This window comes from Aequorivita marina (assembly GCF_031631895.2).
GTDB lineage: Bacteria > Bacteroidota > Bacteroidia > Flavobacteriales > Flavobacteriaceae > Aequorivita > Aequorivita marina.
Genome location: NZ_JAVMBW020000019.1, coordinates 1 through 25718 on the forward strand (window position 1 = coordinate 1; position 25718 = coordinate 25718).

General features: G+C 37.5%; 24 protein-coding genes, 1 tRNA gene and 1 pseudogene. 13 read left to right on the forward strand and 13 right to left on the reverse strand.

Annotation, left to right across the window (positions count from 1 at the left end):
- Positions 1 to 309 precede the first annotated feature (309 nt).
- The 3 genes from QPK98_RS14810 to mce form a co-directional block, all read right to left on the reverse strand.
- A complete protein-coding gene (locus QPK98_RS14810; protein ID WP_310994246.1) occupies positions 310 to 606 on the reverse strand; it encodes a GIY-YIG nuclease family protein in 297 nt (98 codons plus the stop codon).
- 37 nt (positions 607 to 643) lie between these two features.
- Positions 644 to 717 (reverse strand) — tRNA-Ile (locus tag QPK98_RS14815).
- A gap of 49 nt (positions 718 to 766) precedes the next feature.
- A complete protein-coding gene (mce, locus tag QPK98_RS14820) occupies positions 767 to 1171 on the reverse strand; it encodes a methylmalonyl-CoA epimerase (RefSeq protein ID WP_310994247.1) in 405 nt (134 codons plus the stop codon).
- Between the two features lie 141 nt (positions 1172 to 1312).
- Between mce and rbfA the strand changes: the two genes are divergently transcribed.
- Complete coding sequence (gene rbfA, locus QPK98_RS14825) at positions 1313 to 1708, forward strand: 30S ribosome-binding factor RbfA (protein ID WP_310994248.1); 396 nt, start codon at positions 1313 to 1315, stop codon at positions 1706 to 1708.
- 1 nt (position 1709) lies between these two features.
- A complete protein-coding gene (locus QPK98_RS14830; RefSeq protein WP_310994249.1) occupies positions 1710 to 2933 on the forward strand; it encodes an ABC transporter permease in 1224 nt (407 codons plus the stop codon).
- Positions 2934 to 3117: 184 nt separating this feature from the next.
- On the opposite strand, the gene QPK98_RS14835 is transcribed toward QPK98_RS14830, so the two are convergent.
- Positions 3118 to 3774: an FAD-binding oxidoreductase gene (locus QPK98_RS14835; RefSeq protein WP_310994250.1), complete on the reverse strand. Its 657-nt coding sequence runs from the start codon at positions 3772 to 3774 to the stop codon at positions 3118 to 3120.
- Positions 3775 to 3864: 90 nt separating this feature from the next.
- Positions 3865 to 4026 (reverse strand): annotated as a pseudogene (locus QPK98_RS14840) (tRNA dihydrouridine synthase DusB); the annotation flags it as partial.
- 225 nt (positions 4027 to 4251) lie between these two features.
- Between QPK98_RS14840 and QPK98_RS14845 the strand changes: the two are divergent.
- Both QPK98_RS14845 and QPK98_RS14850 read left to right on the forward strand, forming a co-directional pair.
- The gene (locus QPK98_RS14845; RefSeq protein ID WP_310994251.1) at positions 4252 to 6090 is read left to right on the forward strand and encodes a T9SS type A sorting domain-containing protein; all 1839 of its coding nucleotides are present in this window, start codon (positions 4252 to 4254) and stop codon (positions 6088 to 6090) included.
- A gap of 4 nt (positions 6091 to 6094) precedes the next feature.
- A complete protein-coding gene (locus QPK98_RS14850) occupies positions 6095 to 6613 on the forward strand; it encodes a hypothetical protein (RefSeq protein WP_310994252.1) in 519 nt (172 codons plus the stop codon).
- Between the two features lie 57 nt (positions 6614 to 6670).
- On the opposite strand, the gene dusB is transcribed toward QPK98_RS14850, so the two are convergent.
- A complete protein-coding gene (gene dusB, locus QPK98_RS14855) occupies positions 6671 to 7663 on the reverse strand; it encodes a tRNA dihydrouridine synthase DusB (RefSeq protein WP_310994293.1) in 993 nt (330 codons plus the stop codon).
- Between the two features lie 128 nt (positions 7664 to 7791).
- On the opposite strand from dusB, the gene QPK98_RS14860 reads away from it, so the two are divergent.
- The gene (locus QPK98_RS14860; RefSeq protein ID WP_310994253.1) at positions 7792 to 8718 is read left to right on the forward strand and encodes a DMT family transporter; all 927 of its coding nucleotides are present in this window, start codon (positions 7792 to 7794) and stop codon (positions 8716 to 8718) included.
- 150 nt (positions 8719 to 8868) lie between these two features.
- A complete protein-coding gene (gene lepA, locus QPK98_RS14865) occupies positions 8869 to 10665 on the forward strand; it encodes a translation elongation factor 4 (RefSeq protein WP_310994254.1) in 1797 nt (598 codons plus the stop codon).
- A gap of 343 nt (positions 10666 to 11008) precedes the next feature.
- Here the strand turns inward: lepA and QPK98_RS14870 are convergent, their stop codons facing one another.
- Both QPK98_RS14870 and QPK98_RS14875 read right to left on the reverse strand, forming a co-directional pair.
- Positions 11009 to 11233: a hypothetical protein gene (locus tag QPK98_RS14870; protein WP_310994255.1), complete on the reverse strand. Its 225-nt coding sequence runs from the start codon at positions 11231 to 11233 to the stop codon at positions 11009 to 11011.
- Between the two features lie 37 nt (positions 11234 to 11270).
- Positions 11271 to 13142: a cation:proton antiporter gene (locus tag QPK98_RS14875; RefSeq protein ID WP_310994256.1), complete on the reverse strand. Its 1872-nt coding sequence runs from the start codon at positions 13140 to 13142 to the stop codon at positions 11271 to 11273.
- A gap of 137 nt (positions 13143 to 13279) precedes the next feature.
- Here QPK98_RS14875 and QPK98_RS14880 point away from each other — a divergent pair, with 137 nt between their 5' ends.
- The 6 genes from QPK98_RS14880 (at position 13280) to QPK98_RS14905 (ending at position 20918) form a co-directional block, all read left to right on the forward strand.
- The gene (locus QPK98_RS14880; protein ID WP_310994257.1) at positions 13280 to 14140 is read left to right on the forward strand and encodes an MBL fold metallo-hydrolase; all 861 of its coding nucleotides are present in this window, start codon (positions 13280 to 13282) and stop codon (positions 14138 to 14140) included.
- A gap of 13 nt (positions 14141 to 14153) precedes the next feature.
- On the forward strand, positions 14154 to 15821 hold the full coding sequence (locus QPK98_RS14885) for a S8 family peptidase (protein ID WP_310994258.1): 1668 nt from the start codon (positions 14154 to 14156) through the stop codon (positions 15819 to 15821).
- On the forward strand, positions 15821 to 17656 hold the full coding sequence (locus QPK98_RS14890) for a M1 family metallopeptidase (RefSeq protein WP_310994259.1): 1836 nt from the start codon (positions 15821 to 15823) through the stop codon (positions 17654 to 17656). The genes QPK98_RS14885 and QPK98_RS14890 overlap by 1 nt, the downstream gene beginning before the upstream one ends.
- Before the next feature lie 177 nt (positions 17657 to 17833).
- On the forward strand, positions 17834 to 18211 hold the full coding sequence (gene rnpA, locus QPK98_RS14895; RefSeq protein WP_310994260.1) for a ribonuclease P protein component: 378 nt from the start codon (positions 17834 to 17836) through the stop codon (positions 18209 to 18211).
- A gap of 54 nt (positions 18212 to 18265) precedes the next feature.
- Positions 18266 to 19090: a DUF4349 domain-containing protein gene (locus tag QPK98_RS14900; protein ID WP_310994261.1), complete on the forward strand. Its 825-nt coding sequence runs from the start codon at positions 18266 to 18268 to the stop codon at positions 19088 to 19090.
- A 205-nt stretch (positions 19091 to 19295) separates the two neighbouring features.
- Positions 19296 to 20918, forward strand: a complete 1623-nt coding sequence (locus QPK98_RS14905; RefSeq protein ID WP_310994262.1) for a S41 family peptidase — start codon at positions 19296 to 19298, stop codon at positions 20916 to 20918.
- 29 nt (positions 20919 to 20947) lie between these two features.
- Here the strand turns inward: QPK98_RS14905 and QPK98_RS14910 are convergent, their stop codons facing one another.
- A complete protein-coding gene (locus QPK98_RS14910; protein ID WP_310994263.1) occupies positions 20948 to 21916 on the reverse strand; it encodes a T9SS C-terminal target domain-containing protein in 969 nt (322 codons plus the stop codon).
- Between the two features lie 195 nt (positions 21917 to 22111).
- Here QPK98_RS14910 and QPK98_RS14915 point away from each other — a divergent pair, with 195 nt between their 5' ends.
- Positions 22112 to 22483: a hypothetical protein gene (locus QPK98_RS14915; protein WP_310994264.1), complete on the forward strand. Its 372-nt coding sequence runs from the start codon at positions 22112 to 22114 to the stop codon at positions 22481 to 22483.
- Here the strand turns inward: QPK98_RS14915 and QPK98_RS14920 are convergent.
- The 4 genes from QPK98_RS14920 to QPK98_RS14935 all read right to left on the reverse strand — a co-directional run bounded on the left by QPK98_RS14920 (position 22473) and on the right by QPK98_RS14935 (position 25554).
- Positions 22473 to 22913 carry a GNAT family N-acetyltransferase gene (locus QPK98_RS14920; RefSeq protein WP_310994265.1) on the reverse strand — a complete coding sequence of 147 codons (441 nt, stop codon included), beginning with the start codon at positions 22911 to 22913 and terminating at the stop codon, positions 22473 to 22475. The two genes, QPK98_RS14915 and QPK98_RS14920, sit on opposite strands and share 11 nt — an antisense overlap.
- A gap of 13 nt (positions 22914 to 22926) precedes the next feature.
- Complete coding sequence (locus QPK98_RS14925; protein WP_310994266.1) at positions 22927 to 23844, reverse strand: cation diffusion facilitator family transporter; 918 nt, start codon at positions 23842 to 23844, stop codon at positions 22927 to 22929.
- Positions 23845 to 23927: 83 nt separating this feature from the next.
- Complete coding sequence (gene rpiB, locus QPK98_RS14930) at positions 23928 to 24359, reverse strand: ribose 5-phosphate isomerase B (protein ID WP_310994267.1); 432 nt, start codon at positions 24357 to 24359, stop codon at positions 23928 to 23930.
- 955 nt (positions 24360 to 25314) lie between these two features.
- Positions 25315 to 25554 (reverse strand): DUF2007 domain-containing protein, encoded by a 240-nt coding sequence (locus QPK98_RS14935; RefSeq protein ID WP_310994268.1) that lies wholly within the window; start codon positions 25552 to 25554, stop codon positions 25315 to 25317.
- Between the last annotated feature and the right edge of the window lie 164 nt (positions 25555 to 25718).

Consider the following 25718-nt stretch of genomic DNA (forward strand, 5'->3'; position numbering starts at 1 on the left):
AGTCGGATCGCATGTGCATAACTGCTAACTTCAAACGCTAAAAACAGTTCCCAATCGTTTGTAATGGAAGTAAATGATTTACTGCCATAGGTGCCATTGTTGTGTTTTTCAATTCGAACTTTCAAATCATTATGACAAGCACCAGTATAAAAAGCATCTAATTTCTAACTGTATAAAATGTAAGTGTGTGCCATTGTAAACAAAAAAAGCACCCGGTTAGAGTGCTTTTTGTGGTCCCATCCCGAAAATCTTCGGGACAGGCGCTGGGCTCGAACCAGGGACTTTCTGTCCCGAAAGCTTTCGGGAGAGTCAGATACTCCCGGTTTCATTTACAATCTTTTCTCTTAGTTCAGGATATTTTGAAAGATTCAGGATATACTTTCTGCTTTTCATCAATTTTATCTTCCGTTCCAGTCGGATCGCATGTGCATAACTGCTAACTTCAAACGCTAAAAACAGTTCCCAATCGTTTGTAATGGAAGTAAATGATTTACTGCCATAGGTGCCATTGTTGTGTTTTTCAATTCGAACTTTCAAATCATTATGACAAGCGCCAATATAAAAAACATCTAATTTCTGACTGTATAAAATGTAAGTGTGCGCCATTGTAAACAAAAAAAGCACCCCGTTAGAGTGCTTTTTGTGGTCCCACCTGGGCTCGAACCAGGGACTTTCTGATTATGAGTCAGATACTCTAACCAGCTGAGTTATAGGACCGATTAAGAGGATGCAATATTACTACATATTTTAAAACTCTACAAGCATTTTATTTCCTAATTTCTTGGCAAAGCTCTACAAGTACTCCGTTTGCCGATTTAGGATGAAGAAACGCAACCAACTTATTATCAGCGCCTCTTTTTGGAGTTTCATTCAGCAAAACAAATCCTTCCTTTTTAAGACGTTCCATTTCAGCAATAATATCTTCTACGGCAAATGCAATATGATGAATGCCTTCACCGCGCTTTTCAATAAATTTTGCAATAGGGCTATCGGGATTGGTAGCTTCCAAAAGTTCAATTTTACTTGCTCCAGTCTTAAAAAAAGAGGTTTCTACGCCTTCACTTGCAACTTTTTCATGCTTATATGGCGCAGTGCCGAGTAGAGCTTCGTAAACTTTATTGGCTTCGTTTATATTTTTTACCGCAATACCTATGTGTTCTATTTTTTCCATAACTATGCCCGCGTAAACGGGTAACTTTTTATTGTTTTTACTTTGACTATTTTTCAAAAATACAAACTTAATTCCATTGAATTTCAATAAGCTTGAGGCTTCCTTAACGCTCGGTACAATTTTATGTTCTATTTTTGCACTATGGAAGAAACTAATAGACAGAAAAAAATAAGCAGTGTTTTGCAAAGTGATCTCGCAAACGTATTGCAGAATATGCTACGCGAAGCAGGACAAATGGGCATTATCATTTCGGTGAGCAAAGTGAGCACCACTACAGACCTTTCTATTGCCAAGGTCTATGTAAGCGTGTTTCCGGCAGATAAGGCCGAAGCTATTGTAGCCGAACTCAACAAAATAAAGCCAAAAATAAAGCACGAAATTGCGCAACTTACCAAACATCAACTGAGAAAGATGCCCGATTTGAGCTTTTTTAACGATGATTCGCTGGAGTATATCAATAAGATAGACGAAGCTGTAAAAGGGGGCGACAACCCATTGGAAAACCCAGATTTACTTCCGAAAAGAAAAAAGTCGTAATTTGAACTTTTCGCTCTATATCGCCAAGCGCTATTTGTTTTCAAAAAGCAGCAACAATGCCATTAATATAATTACCGGTATCGCTGCCCTTGGCGTGATAGTAGCCGCCATGGCACTCTTTATTGTGCTATCTGCATTTTCGGGCTTAAAGGATTTCAGTTTACAGTTTACCAATATTTTTGATAGCGATCTTAAAATTGTACCCGACAGCGGAAAGACCATTAGTTTTTCTGAAGCGCAAAAAGCACAGCTGAACAATCTTGAAGGCGTAGAAACTTTTTCAGAAATAATAGAAGAGCGTGTTTTTCTTCATTATAAAGGCAAAAATCACATTGCCTACATAAAAGGCGTGGATACGCTATACGGAAAAGTAACCCAACTGGACAGCATTATGTATTTTGGCGAATGGTTGATACCGCATGAACATCAAGTGGTTGTAGGCCTATCCACAATTGCCAAACTCTCAATGGGGGTTAATGATTATACGGATTTATTGGAAATTTACGTGCCAAAACCAGGCACGGGACAGCTCAACGCCCTTGACCCTTCTGATGCCTTTACCAAGGAAAACGTAGTTGTTTCGGGAGTGTACCAAGTAAATGAGGATTTAGATGCCAAATATGTGTTTTCCGATTTAGATTTCGCCAGAAACTTACTTGGCTTGGACAGCTCTAAAATCTCTTCCGTAGAATTAAAGTTGCTGCCAGATGCTTCCCGCATGGGCGGACAGATGGAAGAAAATGTTCGTGCCGAAATAAACAATATCTTCCCAGAGAACATCCGCATTAAAAACCGAATTCAGCAAAACGATGCGCTTTACAAGATGCTAAACGCCGAAAACCTCGCTGTTTACCTCATCGCTACATTGGTGGTAATTATTGCACTTTTTAACGTAATTGGCTCCATCATCATGATGATATTAGATAAGCGGAAAAACATAAAAACCCTTTATAATATGGGGGCTTCATTACCAGAGATACGCCGTATTTTCTTTCTACAAGGCACGCTAATGGCCGTTTTTGGTGGGATAATAGGGATTTTATTAGGTATTCTCGCCGTTTTTGCCCAGCTTAAATTTGAGTTTGTCGCAATAACGAGCACCTTGGCCTACCCTGTTAAAATGGAACTTATAAATGTAGTTATCGTTTTTGTAACCATAGCTGTTTTGGGCCTTATTGCTTCAAAAATTGCCTCGAGCAGAGTTAGGGAGAAATTATTGGTTTAAGTTGCAAAAATTGACAGCTTGAATTTTTCGAGACTGTTGTACATTTTGAGTATTTGATCAGTTTTTACTCTAAACCTAAAGAAATATGGATGAAATTTCAAGTTCTTCCTTTAGGATAAGAGGTACAGAACTTGAAATTTCGCTAAAAATTGTTTGATATCCATTAGAAGATACACTTAAGGTTTTAAACAATAAGAAACTCCGGATCTGCTCCCAAGCTAATCAAAGCCTCACAAATTTCCTCGGTAAAGTTTTTGGGCCCACAGACATAAAAACGGGAGTCAAAACTACCTATGGTCTCTATAAGAAATTTACGGTCTATTCGGCGTTCACGAAAACCGATGACTCCTTCCCTAGTGAATACATTTTTATAGGCGGGGCCCAACATTTTTGTCAATTCATCGTGTAGAATGATGTCGTCCTTGGTTTTATTTGAATACAAAAGCGCAAGGTTCCGCAGGTTTCCACTTTCAAAAAGCGCCCTAAAGATTGCAATAAAAGGAGTTATACCCGTACCGCCGGCAATAAATATGCCCGGCCCCTTGTATTGGATAGTGCCATATACATCATGAAGCAAGAGCTCATCGCCCGTATTGAGCGCGCCCATTTTGGAGGTTACCCCTTTATGATCTTCGTATATTTTAACGATGAATTCCAGATAATCCCAATGTTGCAAAGAGGTAAAGGTAAACGGCCGTATCTGGTTCTCCCACCCGGGAAGATTAATGGATATTTGGGCTGATTGCCCTGGGCTGTATTTAAAATCTACTGGTTTTTCCAGTACAAATTGTTTAACATTATTGCTGATATAATGGGTATTGAGAATCTTGAGGCTTTGCATTGTTTAATTTTGAGACTCAAAGGTAGGAAGGATTTTTAAGAAAACACATGCTTCGGCAGGATGCATTAGAGAAGTTATAGTTTAGTAATCTCAAACAAACTCATAATCACCAAACACTTGCAAAACCTCATCAAAAGCTTGAAAGACCGAAGCGGAATCATCGCTGGTGACCATCTTCATTCGGTATTCCTTAAAGTTGGGAATGCCTTTAAAGTAGTTGGTGTAGTGACGGCGAGTTTCAAAAACGCTCAAAGCTCCAGTTTTTAATTATTTGTAATACAAACAGCATAAAACCGAATAGAATTCTGATTGTTTAACAAATTATTAGGTTTATAACGGATAAATCTATATTTTTAAAAAATCATAACTCCCCAGAAATAAGATTCATCTTTAAATTATAAAGTTATGAGTAAAAATTTCACCCCCCCCCATTTTTTAAAAAAGTGGTTACTATCTTTTTTATTAACAATTCCTCTTGTGCTTTTAGCTCAAAATAATCCTGAACCCTTCATTGGATGTGGTGCTATCCTAGCGCCCGAAGATTACAAACTAGATAAATATTTTGGAGATAACCAAAAGTTGGTCAATTTACTTATTGAAAATAATGTAAATATTGATAAAAATTATTTAGATCAATTGAATAATATGGAGTCTATACCGTTTATGAATTCCGAAATGTTCAATCAGAGAAGCACCCATTATAAAATACCTATTAAGGCTTGGATTTATAGATACAACAATGGAACAGGAAATATTTCCCAAAATCAAGTTTATCAAATTGTTGACGAATTGAATTCAATTTATAGTTCTAATACCAATATAAGTTTTTATTTACTATGTGATATTGAAGAAATAAATAATACGAACTACGCAAATCAAGGTGATGTTTATTTTGATAATTACGTTGTTGCAAACAAAGTATCAGGTGCCCTGAATATTCATTTTGTAATAAATTCTTATCTCTGGACTGGAAGAGGTCAATTTCCTTGGTTTCCTAATCCATATACTGCCGCTGTGGTTACTAATGATTCTGGTGCAGTAGGAAGTATTCTTGCGCACGAGATTGGTCATAATTTGGGTCTTTTACATACTTTTGAATCTGCTCGCTCTAGTGAACACTTTAACGAAAGTGCAGGTAATTGTTTTCAAGAAGCAGTAGATAGAGGAAAAAGACAAGGAGTTTTCTGTGTGAGTACAATCAACAGGCTGAAATGTGAAATAAATGGTGATGGATTGTGTGATACTGAGGCCGATCCAGGAATTATTCGGCCAGGCAGATGGCCTGAATCATATTTATATCCTAATTCATGTAATTATAACACTTCTGTTGGTGGTCAGGATAACTGGAACGATAATTGGACTCCTACTGTAGCCAATATAATGGCATACGTTCCTTCATATTGCCGTTCATACTTTTCGCCATTACAAGTTGGTAAAATGTATGGCTATATTGGCGGTATTGGCATTAACAATCCTACTTTTGATATTTCTGGTCCAGATGCACTTTGTTATAATCAGACTGCAACATATTCCGTAAATACTTTGCCTGGTGCAAATAATTACTTTTGGGAGCTTCCCAGCAACATGACCATAGTTCCTGGTGCCGGCACAATTGGAAATCCAGTCGGTCAAGGTCATCCAGTAATTAAGGTTAAAGCCGCTAACGGTGCGGGAGGAGAAATTAAAGTTACCCCAAACTGTGGCAGCAAGCCCGCCATCGCCAATATATTAGACCTTGGTGCTATAGAGATTGATGGTTACGACCAAGCTTGTCCTATTTATACTTACACCTATACAGCACCCTTTATTTCCACGGCCGATTATTCTTGGACCATAACAAATGGAATAATCCTCTCGGATCCGACATTACGCGAAGTGCAAATAAAAATGACTGCAAATCCCTCCAATCAATCCACTTTGCATTTGGAGGTTACCAATGTTTGCAATTATACTATAAACTCATATAAAACAATTATCCATGGCGATCCGCCACCGCCCGCACAGCAATGTATTTCGTACAAACCCACAGCAACGGCACCAGAGGCATTACCAAAACAAAAAATACCCCTTACTGAATTTGGCGATATGTTACTATACCCAAATCCCGCTTCAACCGAGGTAACTATCATTGCCCCAACAAGAGGTCGTTTTATCTTAAGTATTTTTAATACAATTGGGCAATTAATGTATGGAGAATCCATTGAAATAAAAGATAAGCAAACAATAAATGTCAATGCCTTACCTGATGGCGTTTATTATGTAAAACTTGAAGGAGAGACAGGAACTTCTACTAAAAAATTAATCTTAAAAAAATAACATTATGAAAACATTTTTTATACTATCCATATTTTCTTTATTCTTGATTTTATCCTGTAATAAAGAAGAAAATAATCCCGGAACTGGTCTTCCTGCAGAATACAATGTATTTTTAAATTTGAGAAATCAAGATGGTAACTCATTTGAAGAAGGCCAAATCGAAGCTAAAGCAGCATTTATAAATCAAGAAGGTCAAATTGTGTATAATGGAGATTGGTTTCCATTACCTATCGCTCCCGATCAATCAAATTCTATTGGACAAAACGTATTTGGTCCTTTCTTTCTCAGTATAGGTTGGGAAGCAGGTCAAGAGCCAGAAGAGGGCACCGAATGGGTAACCAATAATTTATTATTGTTGCGATATGAAGGCCTTTCGGAAATAGATACTTTACGTGGCAGAGACAGCATGCGATATCCGGAATACCGCTATTTTGATATATTTAAAAATGGTACGCACTTACAACGTTTTAATGATCCAGAAAATTATATTGAAAAACCATGGTATATTACCATTCAGAAATAAAATTTATTGAATTAATTATCCTAACCTTCCTCTAAACGGGGAAGGTTTTTTTATTGGCTAAACAAACTCATAATCACCAAATACTTGCAAAACCTCGTCAAAAGCTTTGAAGACTGAAGCAGAATCGTCACTGGTTACCATTTTCATTCGGTATTCCTTAAAGTTTGGGATTCCCTTAAAATAGTTGGTGTAATGGCGGCGGGTTTCAAAAACACCCAGTTTTTCGCCTTTCCAGTCTATAGCCATCTGCAAGTGACGTTTGGCGGCATCCACACGTTCTTGCATGGTGGGCGGCGGTAAGTGTTCCCCAGTTTTAAAATAGTGTTTCACTTCCTTAAAAAACCATGGGTAGCCAATACTTGCTCGGCCAATCATGGCACCATCAAGACCGTATTTATCACGCATTTCCATCGCTTTTTCGGGCGTATTCACATCGCCATTTCCAAAAATTGGAATATGCATCCGCGGATTGTTTTTAACATCGGCAATGGGTTTCCAGTCGGCATCGCCTTTGTACATCTGGGCGCGTGTTCTACCGTGAATGGAGAGGGCTTGGCAACCCACATCCTGCAAACGTTCCGCAACTTCAACAATTTTTATGGAATCGTGGTCCCAGCCCAATCGGGTTTTTACGGTAACAGGTAGTTTGGTGTGTTTTACCATGGCTTCGGTAAGGCTTACCATTAAATCTATATCTTTCAAGATTCCAGCACCGGCGCCTTTACTGACCACCTTTTTAACTGGGCAACCAAAGTTGATGTCAATAATATCCGGGCCACTGGCTTCCACAATTTCAACACTGCGCAGCATAGATTCCAAGACCGCACCAAAAATCTGAATGCCCACGGGGCGTTCCTTTTCGTAAATATCGAGTTTCATCGTGCTTTTGGCGGCATCGCGAATAAGCCCTTCCGAAGATATAAATTCGGTATAGACCACATCGGCGCCCTGTTCCTTGCAAAGTGCACGAAACGGCGGATCGCTAACATCTTCCATTGGTGCAAGCAACAACGGAAAATCGGGCAGTTGTATGTTTCCTATTTTTGGCAATTCTATTTTATTTGGAAGTGCAAAAGTAGTAAATATCAATAAATAACGTTGTTAATTAAAAATTTCACTAAATACCTTGTTTAGATGCTTATAGCCATTTACATTTAGCCGCTGAAACAAGATTGAAAATGAAGAATCAAAAACAGGCGTATATCTATGCAGGCATTGCCGTACTTTTATGGAGCACGGTGGCTACCAGTATGAAAATAGCCCTGCAGGGTTATAGCTTTTTACAACTGCTGTTTTGGTCTTCGGCAACTGCTTTGGTAGTCTTAGCCATATTGATGATAGTGACCAAAAAGTACGTAAACCTAGTGAAGCTGCCGGCAATAGCTTTTTTAAGATCTGCTTTTTACGGGGCTGTCAATCCATTTTTATACTATATGGTTTTGTTTAAGGCGTACGATTTATTACCGGCCCAAGAAGCGCAAGCCCTTAACTATACTTGGCCCATTATGCTCAGTTTATTGGCAGTGCCCTTGCTAAAGCAAAAAATTGGCTTTAAAAATGTAATGGCTATTGCAATTAGCTTTATCGGCGTACTGATTATTGCCACGGGCGGCAACCTAATTAATCTGTCTTTTACCAACGGACAGGGCGTGCTTTTAGGTCTGGCGTCTGCCGTTATTTGGGCTTTATTTTGGATTTTCAATATTAAGGATGACCGCGATGAACTCAGCAAGCTCTTCCTTAATTTTTGCTTCGGGTTTGTTTATATTGTCATTGCCCTGCTCTGGAGCTCAGAAATTGTTTTTGTCAACATAAAAACGTGGTTAAACGCCGTGTATATTGGCTTTTTTGAAATGGGAATCACTTTTGTAATTTGGTCTATTGCCCTTAAAAAATCCTTTTCGGCCGCCAAAGTGAGTAATTTTGTTTATTTAGTTCCCTTTTTGTCTTTAGTCGTCATTTATTTTGTTTTAGAGGAACCTATCGGTTTTCCTACCATTATCGGTCTTTTTCTAATTGTTGGTGGTCTTGTATTTGACAAGATTAGCTTTAGGCAGTTGCGTTTTAGAAGAAGAAAGGAAGAAACCAAAAAAAGTAACTTATAAAAAACAAGTATAGTCATGCAATGGCTTTATTCCTAAATAGGAAGTGAATTGCAGCTTACTGATAAGTTTTTTTTAAGTGTATTAATGAAAAACAAGATAATCACGCTTTTAATCTATATTTGCACTAATTTATTTTGAGAAGGTATTTTTATGAAGAACATTCGCAACTTTTGTATTATCGCCCATATTGACCACGGAAAAAGCACCTTGGCAGACCGCCTTTTAGATGCTACCGGCAGCGTCACAGATCGTGAGAAACAGGCCCAATTACTTGACAGCATGGATCTGGAGCGTGAACGTGGTATTACCATTAAAAGCCACGCCATACAAATGGATTATGTTTATAAAGGCGAAAAATTTATACTGAATTTAATCGATACCCCCGGCCACGTCGATTTCTCGTATGAAGTTTCCCGATCCATTGCAGCTTGCGAAGGCGCTTTATTGATTGTAGATGCCGCACAGAGTATTCAGGCGCAAACCATTTCTAACCTTTATTTGGCACTGGAAAACGACCTGGAAATTATTCCCGTACTAAATAAAGTAGATCTTCCTTCGGCAAATGTTGAAGAAGTAACTGATGATATTGTAGATCTTTTAGGCTGTAAGCCAGAAGAAGTAATACCTGCAAGTGCAAAAACAGGCCTTGGAATTGAAGAAATATTAGCTGCTATTATTGAGCGTGTTCCTGCACCAGAAGGCAACCCAGATGAATCTTTACAAGCTTTAATTTTCGACTCGGTTTACAATCCATTTCGCGGTGTTGAAACGTATTTTCGCGTTCTTAATGGCGAAATTAAAAAAGGCCAGCACATAAAGTTTATGGCCACCGAAAAAAGCTATTATGCCGATGAGATCGGAACCTTAAGACTAAAGCAGTATCCTAAAGAGGTAATAAAAACTGGCGATGTAGGCTATTTAATTACAGGGATAAAAGAAGCTAAGGAAGTAAAAGTAGGTGATACCATTACCGATTCTAAAAATCCTACCGTAAACATGATCGAGGGTTTTGAGGATGTAAAACCAATGGTTTTTGCCGGTATTTATCCCGTTGATACAGAAGATTATGAAGAGCTTCGGAACTCCATGGAAAAATTGCAGTTAAACGATGCTTCCCTTGTTTTCATGCCTGAAAGTTCGGCCGCACTTGGTTTTGGTTTCCGTTGTGGTTTCCTTGGCATGCTGCATTTGGAAATAATTCAAGAAAGACTGGAACGCGAGTTTGATATGACGGTGATAACCACTGTTCCAAACGTGTCGTATCACGCCTATACCAACAGCGAGCCGGATACCATAATTATGGTAAACAACCCTTCCGACTTGCCAGAACCTTCCTCCCTAAACCGCGTTGAAGAACCATATATTAAGGCCACCATCATCACAAAAGCCGATTTTGTAGGCTCGGTTATGTCGCTTTGTATTGAAAAAAGAGGCGAAATTACCAATCAAACCTACCTAACCACAGAACGGGTAGAACTAACTTTTGATATGCCCTTGGCAGAAATCGTTTTCGACTTCTACGACCGTCTCAAAACGGTTTCAAAAGGCTATGCTTCTTTTGATTATTCGCCTATCGGGATGCGAATGTCGCACCTTGTAAAAGTAGATGTATTATTGAACGGCAATACCGTTGATGCTTTGTCTGCACTCTTACACCGCGATAATGCGTATGATATTGGTAAAAAGATGTGTGAAAAACTTCGCCAATTAATTCCGAGGCAACAATTTGATATTCCAATACAAGCGGCAATCGGAGCAAAAATCATTGCTCGTGAAACTGTAAAAGCCCTTAGAAAAGACGTTACTGCAAAATGTTACGGCGGTGATATCTCGCGAAAGCGTAAATTGCTAGAAAAGCAGAAAAAAGGAAAGAAACGTATGCGCCAAGTTGGTAATGTAGAAATTCCACAAGAAGCGTTTATGGCGGTATTAAAGTTGAATGATTAAAATAATAAGCCACGAATTCACGAATGTGTCGAAAGCATTCATGAGTTGGTGCTGTATTTTTCCTTGAATAAAGCCTTCATTTCATCCCTATTCAAACTTATCAACATCATCCCCCTGAGATTGTCGTTCGCAACTATTATTGGACTACTGGATCTACTGTGGACCACTCCGAAGGAGTATAATTTTAATAACCCTACACAAACACAGTGCGGTGTAGGGTTGCAATACCACTGCTCGGCAAGAACCCCGAAGCGGGTTCAAAACAAAACAAATTCACGAATGTTAATACTGTATTCGTGAATTCGTGGCCTACTTCATAACCTACGTCAGCGGATTTTAAAATTCAATTTCCACAATTAGCGCCTGTTGCTTTAAGGTCTTGAACATAAATATCATACGGGGTTTCGGTATTTTGGCCGTTAACCCAAGCATTGCCATCACTTTCTTCGCAAACCTGAAAGCTTGCTGTTTCTGGTGAAGAACAGGTAATACAGGCAACGGCATCATCTTTTTTACAGGAAAAAACAGTTAAGGAAGTTAATGCCAGTATCAAGACCCATTTTTTCATCACAATCAATTTTAATACAAACGGCTTCAATTGAAAATTATTTCTTTTGGGCCTTTCCTTCGTTTTCAGTTCTGGTAGCATTTACCACGTCTTCAAAATCCATTGGCTTCCCTAGATAGACTAAAGTACTCCCCTTTTCTACCTCGAGCTCCGAAGGTTCATTAAGAAGGTCTAAATGACCATTTTCCTGCTTTAAAAAAAGTGGAATGGCGTTTTCGTTATCACTAATAATATTGAGTACCCGCAAAAACTGATTGTGGCTTTCCACAGGTATTTCCTGAATAGAAGGAAAATCTTGAGCTACTTGGGTAAACCGCGTATAATCATGAGTATATGAAAAAAGTTCCTTAGCAGGCAGACTTTTTCTTTTGTGCATCTCGTCTGATGTCATTAACCTAAAAGTTCCGTTTTCACCAAAAAACTTTCCAAAACGACCAATGGCCTGTCTGTTAATTTCGTCGCTTCCCGTCATTGCCAATAGGTACCCTACATCGTTCAATTCTATATTGTCTGATAGATCATCGGAATAAATATTTGCAGTAAAGGCTTCAAGCCCCAACTCTTTGGCTCTATTTATATTCAATTGGTTGGAGTCAATAAGCACCACATGTCTATTATTTTTATGCAGGTAGGTAGCAATCAATCGAGATACTTTTGAGGCTCCTACCATTAAAATTCCTTCAGATTTCTGTAAAAATACACCCATCCAACCGGCCATAACCCGCGCAGTAGTTGCATTTATAATTACGGTGGTTAAAACCACTGCAAAAACCAAGGGCGTAATGTATTCTGCACCTACAACCCCTTTAGAAACGAGTTGCGTACCAAAAAGTGAAGATATACCAGCTGCAACAATACCGCGTGGACCTACCCAACTAATAAATAGTTTTTCGTTGGTTTTTAAGGATGAATTCGTGGTACTGGCAAAAACCGTCAAGGGCCTTAAAACGAAAATAACGATAGCCAACAATATGGCTGTTTTTACATTATAGACCAACAACAGGTCTTCAACACTTATATTTGCCGCGAGCAAAATAAAGAGAATGGAAACTAAAAGAACGCTCAATGATTCCTTAAAATAAAGCAGCTCTTTTAAGCTTGGTAAATCGCTATTCCCAAGGAACATTCCCATTACCACAACAGCTAAAAGACCAGATTCGTGTGCAAAAAGATCACTCAGAACAAAAACCGCCATTACCAGCGATAGCGAAACCACATTGGAGAGGTAATGTGGTACAAATTTCTTTTTTATGGAAAAGTAGAGTGCATAACCGGCTGAAATTCCGAAGGCCATCCCTATTAAAATAATTTTTCCAAAATCTAATAAAGCTTGTTTAGTATAGCCTGAATCGCCTTCTACACTAATAAATTCATATACCAATACTGCTACTAATGCACCAATGGGGTCAATTAAAATTCCTTCCCACCGAAGTACGGCTGCTACATCTTTTGTAAGTGGAATATTTCGAAGAATTGGGGTAATAACCGTGGGCCCAGTAACTATAATCAAGGCAGAAAAGAGGAATGAAATACGCCAATCAAGCCCAAAAACGTAATGGGCAGCAATACCGGCACCAATAAATGTAATGGCAGCACCAATACTAATAAGTTTCCCAATTACAGGGCCAACTTTTGAAATTTCCTCTCTTTTAAGCGTGAGGCCTCCTTCAAAAAGAATAATCCCTACAGCTAAGGATACAAAGTAAAAAAGATTTTCACCTGGAAAAAGTCCTTTTTCGCCATTCCAAATGGGTTGAAGCCATTGAGAACCGTCCGCTGAAAAAAATGTGGATAACGGCCCAACTAAGAGTCCTATTAAGATTAAGGGCAAAATCGCAGGAATTTTAAACTTCCAAGCGACCCATTGAGCCAAGATTCCAAGAATTATAATTCCAGCAAGTTCTACCATATAATTGGGTTTTCGGTAAAATAAAGATTTTTAGCTTCGACCAAATATTAAAGAAGTGTTAAAAATAGTATAATTAATTTACACAGCGTCTATGGAGTGTAAGGCTTTTGCTAATTTGCGGGTTATTTCTACAAATTATGCAACTATATCCTATTGAAGCCGGCAATTTTAAATTAGATGGCGGTGCAATGTTCGGGGTTGTACCCAAAACCCTGTGGAACAGAACAAACCCAGCAGATAACAACAATATGATTGATATTGCCGCGCGATGTCTTTTAATTGAAAACGGCGATCGGCTTACGCTTATCGATACTGGAATGGGCGATAAGCAAAGCGAAAAATTTTTTAAATATTATTTTCGTTGGGGCGATTATAATTTAGATGATTCACTTAAAAAACACGGATTTCACCGCGATGACATTACCGATGTCTTCCTAACGCATCTTCATTTTGATCACTGCGGCGGAAGTATTCAATGGAATAAAGATCGTACTGGATACGAACCCGCATTTAAAAACGCAAATTTTTGGAGCAACAAAGCGCATTGGCAATGGGCAACCCAACCAAACCGACGCGAAAAAGCTTCATTTTTAAAAGAGAATATTCTTCCCATGGAGGAAAGCGGACAGTTAAAGTTTGTTGGAAAGCCCGATTCAGATTTTGCAAGCGCCAATGAACTTGACTTCGGAATTCTATTTGTTGATGGCCATACCGATAAGCAAATGATACCGCATATTAATTACAAAGGGAAAACTCTAGTATTTGCGGCAGATTTATTGCCAACAGTGGGGCATTTACCGCTTCCATTCGTTATGGGGTATGATACCAGACCTTTATTAACCCTTCCCGAAAAGGAAAAATTTCTTAATACCGCGGCAGAAAAAGACTACTATTTGTTTTTAGAACACGATGCCCATAATCCTATTATAACCGTTAAAAATACCGATAAAGGCGTTCGGCTTAACGAAACCTTATCGCTTAATGAATTTTTTAATTAATACATTTTAACTAATGAGAATTTTAAAGATTACACTTTTCGCAGTTGCAATGTCTGCTGTTATGGCAAGCTGCGGAACTGGAGCCGCAATTATTGCCACTCCAATTGAAAACATTGATTCAACCCCAATTAAAAACGTTCCTTTAACCGATGCCGAAATGAAACGTTGGCCGGCTATGGATCTGGTACAAGATACCGTTCCTGGAATGAGCGTTGATAGGGCATACCGAGAAATTATAAAAAACAGAAAAGGTGAAACCGTAATTGTTGGCGTTATAGACAGCGGGGTAGATATTGAACACGAAGACCTTGTAAATGTGCTATGGAAAAACCCTGGAGAAATTGCCGGGAACGGAATAGACGACGATAATAACGGGTATGTTGACGATGTTTACGGTTGGAATTTTATTGGCGATATTCTTGGTGAAAACATGGAGTATGTTCGTTACATCAGAAAGTTCGGACCTAAGTTTGAAGGAAAAAGTGAGTCGGCAATTAGTGCTGCAGATCGAGCAGATTTTTCCATTTATCAAAAAGCCAAGGCCGAATATGAAAAGGAATTTGCTGAGATTACCAATAACAAGGCGCGTTATGAGCAAATGCTTTCTCAGTTAAAGCCAGCGCATAAAGCAATGTCTAAAAAGCTAGGTAAAGAAGATTACACCGAAAAAGATCTTCAAGCTATTGAAAACCCTTCATCAGAAGAAAAGCAACAAATTGCAATGCTTTCGCAAATGTTCAATTTTTCTAGTTCTATGCCAGAAATGTTGGAGCAAGTAGAAGGCGGCGTTAAGTATTTTGAAGGAAGGCTTGAAGACAATTTCAGCATGACGAAGGATTTCCGTGGCGTTTTAGGTGATGATCCAGAAGATCTAGCAGATAATATTTACGGCGATAACAACGTAATGGGCCCTGATACTACAAGAGATAATATAAAACACGGAACCCACGTTGCCGGAATAATAGCTGGCCAACGCAGCAATGCCATTGGAATGGACGGCGTAGCAAGAAATGTTGAAATTATGTCTGTTCGTGCTGTACCAGATGGCGATGAGTACGACAAAGATATTGCATTGGCAATTCGCTATGCTGTAGATAATGGTGCAAAAGTGCTAAACACAAGTTTCGGAAAATACTATTCTCCGCATGCAGATTGGGTTTATGATGCCATTAAATATGCAGCTTCAAAAGATGTTTTAATTGTAAATGCTGCCGGAAACGACGGTTTAGATCTAGATACCGTAAATGTATATCCTAACGATCAAATTGATAACGGCACCGAAATGGCCGATTCATTTTTAACTGTTGGAGCGCTTAATTTCAAGTATGGAAGCGAACTGGTTGCTAACTTTTCAAATTACGGAAAAACCAACGTAGATGTTTTTGCTCCTGGAGTAAAAATTTGGTCAACTACACCTTTAGATGGTTATGAATTTTTACAAGGAACATCAATGGCTGCGCCAGAGGTTGCCGGAGTTGCAGCAATGATTCGTTCCTATTATCCTAAGCTTTCTGCTGCACAAGTAAAGCAGATTATTATGGATAGTGGTGTTACCACAAATATGGATGTAGTGTTAGATGGAGACCCAACAAACACAGCACCATTTTCTAGTATTTCAAGCTCAGGAAAAATGGTTAATATGTACAACGCCTTAATTATGGCAGATAAAATGTCTAAATAATGAAGAAGTTTTTAAGTGCTTCCTTTTTTATAGCTGTATTTGTTTCAGCTTTTGCTCAAAACAACACCAGTTATTGGCAACAGGAAGTTGATTATAAAATGGACATCCAAATGGATGTTGAAACCTACCAATACAAGGGAAAACAAGAGTTAAAATACACTAATAATTCCCCAGATACCTTAAATAAAGTTTTTTACCATCTTTATTTTAACGCGTTTCAGCCGGGAAGCGAAATGGATGTTCGTTCGCGAACCATCAAGGATCCCGATAGCCGCGTGGGCGATAGAATTTCAAAATTATCGCCTTCGGAAATAGGGTATATTAAACCGAGTGTATTTACCCAAGATGGTGCAGCTGCTTCTTATAAAATTAAAGGTACTGTAATGGAAGTTACGCTGAATAAGCCAATACTGCCAGGAAAAAGTACTACTTTTAAGATGGATTGGGATGCACAAGTACCGGTTCAGATTCGACGATCAGGCAGAAATAGCGCTGGTGGCGTTGCTTTAACCATGACGCAATGGTATCCTAAAATAGCGGAATATGATTTTGAAGGCTGGCATGCAAACCCCTATATTGGTCGCGAATTTTACAGCGTTTGGGGAAATTATGACGTTACTATTACCATAGACGCAGCTTATACCATAGGCGGAACCGGTTATTTACAAAACCCGGCAGCCGTTGGGCACGGATACACCCACCCCGGGCAAAAACCAATGCATCCGGTAAACGGAAAATACACTTGGCATTTTTTAGCGCCAGACGTACATGACTTTGCTTGGGCGGCAGATGACAATTATATTCACGATACCTACGATGGCCCAAATGGTGTGAAATTGCACTTCTTATATAAAGACAACCCCGAAATAGCCGAAAACTGGAAAAACCTACAACCGAAAACTGCAGCCTTAATGGAGTTTTTTAATGAAAATGTAGGCCCATATCCGTATGATCAATATTCGGTGATTCAAGGTGGTGACGGCGGTATGGAATACGCTATGAGTACCATGATAACTGGTGAACGGGAATTTGGAAGTTTAGTAGGCGTTACGGCACACGAACTTGCCCACTCTTGGTTTCAATTTATTTTGGCTACCAACGAAAGCAAATACGAATGGCTAGATGAAGGTTTTACCGTTTATATTGCAAGTGAAGCTATGAATTACGTTATGGAGCAGGAAAAACCAAATCCACATGCCGGATCTTATAGAAGCTACTTTTCTAATGTAAAAAATGGAGCGGAAGAACCTCAAACAACACATGCCGATAGATATGCTACCAATAGAAGTTACGGAGTAAATGCATATAGCAAAGGAGCTGTATTTTTAGCACAGTTAGGATATGTAATTGGTCCAGAAAACTTATCAAAAACCTTGAAGCGATATTATTCCGATTTCAAATTTACTCATCCAACCCCAAATAACTTTATACGTACTGCCGAAAAAGTTTCCGGGTTTGAACTGGATTGGTATTTAACCGATTGGACTAAAACGACCAACACTATAGATTATGGCATTAAGACCGTGGAAAGCGACGGCGAGCATACAAAAGTAAGCTTAGAACGAATTGGGCCAATGCCAATGCCCATTGATCTTTACGTAACCTATGAAGATGGTACTCAGGAATTGTTTTATATCCCGCTACGAATGACATGGGGCGAAAAACCAAATCCGTTTACCGAACTAAACCGAACAATTTTAGAAGACTGGCCGTGGGCATACCCTACTTATTCCTTTGAAATTAAAAATGGTAAAAAAGTAAAGACGATGATGATTGACGCCACACAGCGAATGGCCGATATAAACCCCGAGAATAATTTATGGGAAGCTGAGTGATTCAGTAACTCAGTAATTCAGTAATTCAGTGAGTCAGTAAGCAGTGGTTGGTGGTAATTTGTAGTGCTGCCTAATAACTATTTCCTTATTCCTTCTGCCTACAACAGTGATTCAAAATAAATAGAAGCCCCAAAGATTTTAAAGTCTTTGGGGTTATTCTTTTTATATATTTACAGCGTGAACCAAAAATTTCCAAAATCCGAAAAACTCAAAAGCGCCAAGACAATAGGAAATTTGTTTTCGGAAGGAAAGTTTTATACCAAATACCCAATAAAAGTCTTCTTTATTCCTGAGGATGCACTGGAAAATAACCGTGCGGCCTTTGCAGTCCCGAAGCGAAATTTTAAGCTGGCTGTAGATAGAAACCGTTTAAAACGGCAGCTTCGCGAAGTATATAGAGGTAACAAACGAGTGCTTGAAGAAATTAACGGCAAGAAATTTGTGATGCTATTTCTTTATTTAGGAAAGAAAAAACCACAATACGCCGTTTTAGATAAAGCAATGCTAAAACTGCTAAAAAATTTAAGAGCAGAAGCGAGCCATACAAAAGCTTAACTTTAAGCATGTTTTAATAGCCCATCTTCCGTTAAAACCCAAAACACACTACAGATGAAAATACTTAGCGCTTTACTTTTAGTATTCGTTTTAGGTTGTTCTAACAATGGTATAGATACGCCCTATAACCAATCTGCCACTGCTGGTAATGACTATTTAGAAGCGGAAATTCCAATTGCCCAGCAACTTACACCACCATCGCCTCCCAAAGCCAAACAAAAAATAATAAAAACCGCGCGATTGGTTTTTGAAACAGAGGAGATTGATGCTACCTATAAAAAGATTATCCAGCTTGCCTCACAATATAAAGGACTGATACAAAGCGATAACAGCGGTAAGGATTACAGCCGTGTTTATAAAAATTTGACTGTTCGTATTCCTACCGAAAGCTTCCAAGCCTTTATCAATAGTGTTTCAGAAGGTGTTGCTTATTTTGACCAACGTGATATTTCGCGACAAGATGTATCGGAAGAGTTTGTAGATCTAAATGCGCGGTTAAAGGCAAAGCGAATTTTGGAAGACCGTTATCTTGAATTGCTAAAGAAAGCGAACAACGTCAAGGAAATGTTACAGATTGAACGTGAACTTTCAAACATTCGTGAGGAAATTGAAGCAAAACAAGGCCGTTTACAATATCTTCAAAATCAGGTTTCCATGAGTACCGTTACTATCGAGTTCTACAAAACTACGGCAGAAACCGGCATTACACAGTCTTACGGGCAAAAAATGAAAAATGCCATGCAAGGTGGTTGGAATGGGGTTTCGGTATTTTTCTTGGGTATTTTATACCTTTGGCCATTATTTTTATTTGCAGGTATTGTCGTAATTTTTCTTCGTATCTTTCTGAAGAAAAGAAAGAAAAGAAAAAACAAACAATAAAGTCTTGTTGGTCTAAAAAAGCAATTTCCTTACGCAATAGCAGCTGTATCGGTTTCGCTTTAAGGCTGTTTAGACAATACTAAAAGGTGTTATTGATTTTTCGAATAACTTCATAAAAAAATCTCTTTGTAGGTATAGACCACAGACAATTATAAATACCTACAAGGTTCTTAAAACCTTGCAGGAGTCATAAAATTTCAGAATCATGAAAAAAAGAATTCTAATTCCCATCCTTGCCGTAGGTATATTTTTCACAACGGTAAGCTTTAAAAGTGATTTCTTTGAAATTGCGAAACAAATAGAAATATTTACCACGCTTTTTAAGGAGTTAAACATGAATTACGTTGACGAGGTAACGCCTGCTAAACTCATGGACAATGCCATTAAAGGCATGCTGGAAGATCTTGACCCCTACACCGTATATTGGAACGAACAGGAAGTAGAAGACGCCAGAATCAATAATTCAGGCGTTTATACCGGTATTGGTGCCACAGCTAAAAGTAAAAAGGACAAAATTATAATTGTTGAGCCTTACAAGGATTATCCAGCAGACAAAGCTGGGTTAAAGGCCGGAGATGAGATTATAAAAATAGGAGACCTTAGCATTGCCGATTTAGAAGAGCAAGCTGGCGATTTATTAAAGGGAACCCCAGGCTCTAAAGTGGAAGTTACCTATCTCCGCCAAGGAAAAACACAAACGGCAACCATCACTCGTGGCGCAGTAGAACTAAATGCAGTGCCGTTTTACAAGTTGTTAAACAACGATATTGGCTATATTGTTTTAAGTCGTTTTAATAAAAAAACCACTTTTGAGACCAAAGCCGCCTTAATGGATCTTAAATCGCAGGGTGCAAAAAAACTAATTTTAGATTTACGTGGAAATCCCGGGGGACTGCTCAATGAAGCTATTAGTGTAGTAAACCTTTTTGTGGATAAAGGGCAGGTGATTACAACTACCAAATCGGTTATTGAAAAATACAATCAAGTTTATAAAACCAAGAAACAACCTGTAGATACCGAAATTCCGTTGGTGGTATTGGTCAATGGTAGAAGTGCTTCGGCCAGCGAAATTGTTTCTGGAGGACTTCAGGATTTAGACCGTGCTGTGATTGTTGGCGCACGGAGTTTTGGAAAAGGTCTTGTTCAGCGTCCAAAAAAATTGACCTACGGAACACAGTTAAAAGTGACCATTTCGCGCTATTACACCCCAAGTGGAAGATGTATCCAGGCGTTAGATTACTGGCATCGGGATGAAAACGGCGATCCTATCCGCAGAGACCTTAATGAATATAATGCCTTTAAGACCAAGGGAGGCAGAACCGTATATGATGGCGGCGGAATATTGCCAGACGTTGAATTGGAATCGGCTGCTTATAGTGCAATTACCACAGCGCTATTAAAGGACAATGCCATTTTTGATTATGCCACAAAATATTATTACAGCCATAAAATGGACACTTGGGAAAACTTTAAATTTGAAGAAACCGATTTTCAGGATTTTATCAGTTTCTTAAAAAAGAACGATTTTGAATATGAAACCGAAACCGAACGCAAGTTTGCCGAAGGTTTAAAAATTTCTGAAGACGATGGAATGAGCAAAGAAATTACTGCGAGTTACAACCAATTGTTAGCTGCTATTGATAAGGCTAAGGATAAGGCTATTATAGATAAAAAAGTAGAGATTGAATCTTTATTAAAAGATGAAATATTAAAACGCTATTTTTATCGTGAAGGCTTGTATAACTATCATATTGAGCACAATCCAGAAATTATGGAAGCCGTGTCTATATTAAATGACTCTGGAAGATATAGGAAGATTTTAAGGTAAATGTATAAAATATTCATTCTTATATTGAATTATTTCTTTACATACATAGAAAGATCAACAATATGCAATTGTTGGATGGTACCTGCGGTATCAAACCTTTCGTTTGTTAGAAAATAATTAAAACCATCATTTGTAGTAATACCTTCTACTTGATGAAATGGTAAATTAACTTCCAATCGCCGTTTATTAGCGCCAAAGAAATCGGTTTCCTTAAAATCGTATAAAAGAAAAATAAAGGCTTGCATAAAATTACTGTAGCCGCTCAGTGCAATAACACCTTTATCCTTATTATAAACGGCACCCGTTACCAGCCCATTAATAGCATAGGTGTCCTGCAATTCGGCTTTATAGGTACCTGGCGTTTTAGGCAGTTTATATATTCGCGTTTCATTGTTTACCCACTGCTTGGTAAATAGAAAAATAGCTGTTTTGGTTACAATAAAAGCCTCACAATCAAAATCTGTATTATTGGTTCCTTTAGGTGTAAAATTGGTTTGATCTTCATACCCAAAATTTATAAAATCCATTTGGGGCGTTCCTGTTAAAATAGAAGATTTGTTAATGCGAATTATCTTAAGATCGGTTCTATTGCCATTTACATTATTTCCAAAATCGCCTATATAAATATAATCTTCATCTTGCGAAATCTCCTCCCAATCCGTATTTACCTGAGAATGTAAAGAAAGACTATCTACTATTGCACCATTAGCGGGGTCTAGTTTATAAATGTTTGTATCGGTATTATCATTATGAGTCCATAGGTTATTGTCCCAATAAATAAGTCCTGAAGTTTCATATAAAAGAGAATCTAAAGCATAACTATTTATGGGCGAAATAAGCACCGGCTCGTAAGTACAACTGCCATCATTTTCAATAACCTCGGAATCGTAATTAATAGCTAGGGAATCCATGCATCCCGTTTGAGCTTGAATTTGAACAAGGTTCAAGAAAATAAATGCAAGTATATAAGCACCTGTTTTAAAGATTTTTACTATCATAATTATTTAGAATTACACTTCAAATTTACGTTGTTTAAAAAGAACATCATCTATTTGTTAAATCAAGATAAAAAGTTTTAATAGATTACTTAAAAAGCGCTATTTTGCAGTATATTAATACGTTACGGATAAAAAAGATAATAGTTAACATATTGTTAACCGATAATTAATCAATATTTTCGTAGCTTAGCGGTTATGGTAAAATCAGAAAGAGACGAAAACAAAGAGATTCTAGAAGAATCCGTAGCCTATTTAGAGAGCCGGGGCTTTGAACACATCAAGGCAGATGTGGAAGGTTATGAGATCCCAAAATCGTATCATAAAAAAGATAGCGATGTAGTAATAACACCAGATATTGTTGCCGATCGTGCTGGTATTAAACATTATTTTGAAATTAGTTTAAAAACGGAAGAACCGCGTTTACTAAAATCAAAATGGCAATTTTTAGATACAATAACCCGCATGAGAAATCAGCGTTTTAAAATTATTACCCGCCGTGGGCATTATAAGTTTACGGATGAAATGCTTAAAGAACTTAATCTGGAGAAAAACCTTATTAAACTCTAACCATAGCAATATGGGGGATGCCATCTTCCAGATACCGATTGCCCGTGGTTTTAAAACCATGGCTTTCATAAAAAGTAATTAAATACACCTGGGCCGATATTTTTATAGTATCGGCTTTGTATTTGCTTTTTATCGCATCTATAGAGGCTGCGGTAATTTTATGGCCATAACCCAGTTTACGGTAATTTTCACGCACCAAAATTCTGCCAATAGCAGCATGGTCAAAATAATCGCCAGATTCAAAACAACGGGCATAGGCCACTATTTTTTCATCTTCAACCCCCAGAACATGCAAAGCACGTTCATCCTTACCATCAATATCCTGATAAACGCAGTCTTGTTCTACTACAAAAACGTCGCTTCTAAGTTGCAGTAAATCATACAATTCCTTCTTAGTTACTTCAGCAAAGGTCTTTACTTTAATTTCCATAGGTTTTTATAAATCAATCTTGAACGATAATATCTTTTGGATCGTCCTTTTGATGTTCGGGCTGGATGGTTACGTGGTTGATTCCAAAATCATCATAAAGTACCTTTTCAACCTTTAATAATACTGCATCAAATTCAGAAAGGCTTACATCTTCGTAAAAATCAAGATGTGCCTCTAAATGCGTTTCCTCTTCGTTTAGTTGCCAGATATGCATGTGGTGCACATTTTTTATCTCCGGAAATTTACAAATAACTTCGCTAACTTTTTTCAGATTTAAATCATCGGGCGTAAAAAGCATCAACACCTTAAAAGAACTTTTTAATAAATCGTAACCCATAATCAATAAATAGATGGCAATTAGCACCGTCAATAGGCTATCTACCCAAAACCATTGATAATATTTCATCAATAAACCACCAATCAGTACAGCGACGGAAGCGGCCATATCAGTAAACAAATGTAAATATGCAGAGCGCATGTTCATATTAGACTTTGCATCCTTAAAAAGAAGCAAGACGCTGAACCCGTTTGCCACAATTCCTAAAATAGCAAGCCAGATAACCAAGCCACTTTCAATAGGCTGGGGATTCAAAAAGCGAAACACCGCTTCATAAATAAGATAAATAGCCACCCCAACCAAAGTGGCAGCATTGACAAAAGCGGCCAATATTTCGGCACGTTTATACCCAAAGGTTTTTGTGACCGAAGCATCTTTTTTTGATAATCTATCGGCAATATAACTTACTGTAAGGGAAAGTACATCGCTAAAATTATGTAGTGCATCAGAAAGTAAGGACAGACTCCCAGATATAATACCTCCTATAATTTGGGCAACGGTAATAAGTACATTTAAAAAAATAGATAGCAGTAACTTTCTACCTTTTAAATCTGGATGGGAATGGCCGTGATCTTTTGCGTGGTTATGAGACATTTTATACCAATTTAATTATTAATGTAGTATTTATTTTTATAAGGTATAATGCCAAAAAAGTAGTTATTAAGGGTATTAACAAGTTATGAACAAGCTATTTTCTGAACTCGATTTTGATGGCGACCCCCTTCAAATTCAGTAGCTAAAAAGGTTTTTACCATTTCAAGTGCTTGTGGTTTACTGGTAAATCGTGCTGGAATGCTTAAAATGTTGGCATCATTGTGTTGTCGTGCCAAGGCGGTAATTTCTGTAGTCCAACAGAGAGCAGAACGCACTTTTTGGTGTTTATTGGCAGTCATGTTGGCACCATTTCCGCTTCCGCAAATTATGATACCTAAATCTACCGTTCCGTTTTCAACATCATTTGCCACAGGATGGACAAAATCTGGGTAATCAACGCTAGATTCTGAATCTGTACCGTGATTAATAATGCTGTGGCCTTCTTTTTCTAAATAGGAGACTATTTCAAATTTATAGTCCGTGCCTGCGTGATCGTTACCAATAGAAATTTTCATCTTTATTAAATATTTTAAAGCGTTAGAAAGAAGAAGATGGTTTGTTAGTTTACTTCTTCAATTGATTTTGTATATAAAAGAAATGTATTTTTAGTTTCTTATCTTTTTTCAAAGATAATAATTTAGAAGCCAGGAATTTTTAGACTTTGCTTATAATGCGTAAAATTAAAGTGTACGGATATTTCGTTTGTTTTTAATAGCATAACACTAACAAATTTGAAATTTTTACTTAAAATTAAATGGTAACAATTTCTTAACCAGGCTATCCCCTTTTAGTTGATAAAACTGTTGATATTTGTTTATTGAAATACAATAAATAAAATTGCAGATGTAAAAAATAATTACAATATGTTTAAGATTATTTCAAAACAAAATAAAGTAAGCATTTCTTACCGTTCAATTATGAGCAATTATTTTGTGGTTACCAACATGAATTTACAAAATACTTGTCAAAGTCAACTTGTCAATATAGGTTGTTGACAATTGTTGATTACTTCAGTTACCTCCTTATTGTCAAGGATTTTAAATATTAATACAGTGTTAATAACCTATTACTAACTAGCAATAAATTGAATTCAAAAGAAAACATCAAAAAGTTATGCTAGCTATTAACAAGCTATAATAATCAGCATTTTTCTTTTAAAATTTATAAAAAAACAAATGATGTATATTATATATGTTGATAACAATAAAAACTTGTTTTAGAATTAATCGTTTTCGTCTAGAATTTAGAACGCTACGCTACGAGACTTAAAAAGTAAGACTTGATTCTGAATAGATTGATAATTAGGTGAAATTGATTAAACCATGATTGTTAATTCTATAGTATGTTGTAAATTAACAAAAAAGCGTCAAGAACCTAATATCAGTCGGGTAATTGATTCATTAAATATTTTTATAGACAGTATAATTTTAAAGTTTAATGGAAAAAAAAGGAGGGTGTAGTACACAAGAATTAAACTATATTTAAATTAGAAGGAAAATCAAGATCTTTAATAATGCGTTGGGCAGCTGCAATGTCTTCAAGATGGACTTGTAGTCTGATTCCGCCAAGGGCATTAGAAGAGAAAGGCAAAACACTAATCATTGCCTCGTTTAAAAAAACGTATCTAATTTCTTCTTGATCAAACAAGAGTTTAATTACAGCATACTCTGCGGGATATTGAAATATTGCAATGGTCTTAAAATGCTTCATTGTTTTGTATATTAAGTTAAACTATTGTTTCGCCTTAAAAAGTTTTCTTTAAAACCAAAAATGGATATTACCAATATCTTCCTAAGCCATTAACCCATAACAAGATAATAAAACTTTGCCAATGTAAACATGCTATTGCTTTAGAAATAGTACTTTTACGCTTA

Excerpts from the sequence above, each read along its gene's own strand:
- QPK98_RS14810 (WP_310994246.1), bottom strand. The coding sequence starts at position 606 with ATGGCGCACACTTACATTTTATACAGTCAGAAATTAGATGTTTTTTAT.
- mce (WP_310994247.1), bottom strand. The coding sequence starts at position 1,171 with ATGGAAAAAATAGAACACATAGGTATTGCGGTAAAAAATATAAACGAA.
- rbfA (WP_310994248.1), top strand. The coding sequence starts at position 1,313 with ATGGAAGAAACTAATAGACAGAAAAAAATAAGCAGTGTTTTGCAAAGT.
- QPK98_RS14835 (WP_310994250.1), bottom strand. The coding sequence starts at position 3,774 with ATGCAAAGCCTCAAGATTCTCAATACCCATTATATCAGCAATAATGTT.
- QPK98_RS14850 (WP_310994252.1), top strand. The coding sequence starts at position 6,095 with ATGAAAACATTTTTTATACTATCCATATTTTCTTTATTCTTGATTTTA.
- QPK98_RS14860 (WP_310994253.1), top strand. The coding sequence starts at position 7,792 with ATGAAGAATCAAAAACAGGCGTATATCTATGCAGGCATTGCCGTACTT.
- lepA (WP_310994254.1), top strand. The coding sequence starts at position 8,869 with ATGAAGAACATTCGCAACTTTTGTATTATCGCCCATATTGACCACGGA.
- QPK98_RS14870 (WP_310994255.1), bottom strand. The coding sequence starts at position 11,233 with ATGAAAAAATGGGTCTTGATACTGGCATTAACTTCCTTAACTGTTTTT.
- QPK98_RS14875 (WP_310994256.1), bottom strand. The coding sequence starts at position 13,142 with ATGGTAGAACTTGCTGGAATTATAATTCTTGGAATCTTGGCTCAATGG.
- QPK98_RS14880 (WP_310994257.1), top strand. The coding sequence starts at position 13,280 with ATGCAACTATATCCTATTGAAGCCGGCAATTTTAAATTAGATGGCGGT.
- QPK98_RS14885 (WP_310994258.1), top strand. The coding sequence starts at position 14,154 with ATGAGAATTTTAAAGATTACACTTTTCGCAGTTGCAATGTCTGCTGTT.
- QPK98_RS14890 (WP_310994259.1), top strand. The coding sequence starts at position 15,821 with ATGAAGAAGTTTTTAAGTGCTTCCTTTTTTATAGCTGTATTTGTTTCA.
- QPK98_RS14900 (WP_310994261.1), top strand. The coding sequence starts at position 18,266 with ATGAAAATACTTAGCGCTTTACTTTTAGTATTCGTTTTAGGTTGTTCT.
- QPK98_RS14905 (WP_310994262.1), top strand. The coding sequence starts at position 19,296 with ATGAAAAAAAGAATTCTAATTCCCATCCTTGCCGTAGGTATATTTTTC.
- QPK98_RS14910 (WP_310994263.1), bottom strand. The coding sequence starts at position 21,916 with ATGATAGTAAAAATCTTTAAAACAGGTGCTTATATACTTGCATTTATT.
- QPK98_RS14915 (WP_310994264.1), top strand. The coding sequence starts at position 22,112 with ATGGTAAAATCAGAAAGAGACGAAAACAAAGAGATTCTAGAAGAATCC.
- QPK98_RS14920 (WP_310994265.1), bottom strand. The coding sequence starts at position 22,913 with ATGGAAATTAAAGTAAAGACCTTTGCTGAAGTAACTAAGAAGGAATTG.
- QPK98_RS14925 (WP_310994266.1), bottom strand. The coding sequence starts at position 23,844 with ATGTCTCATAACCACGCAAAAGATCACGGCCATTCCCATCCAGATTTA.
- rpiB (WP_310994267.1), bottom strand. The coding sequence starts at position 24,359 with ATGAAAATTTCTATTGGTAACGATCACGCAGGCACGGACTATAAATTT.
- QPK98_RS14935 (WP_310994268.1), bottom strand. The coding sequence starts at position 25,554 with ATGAAGCATTTTAAGACCATTGCAATATTTCAATATCCCGCAGAGTAT.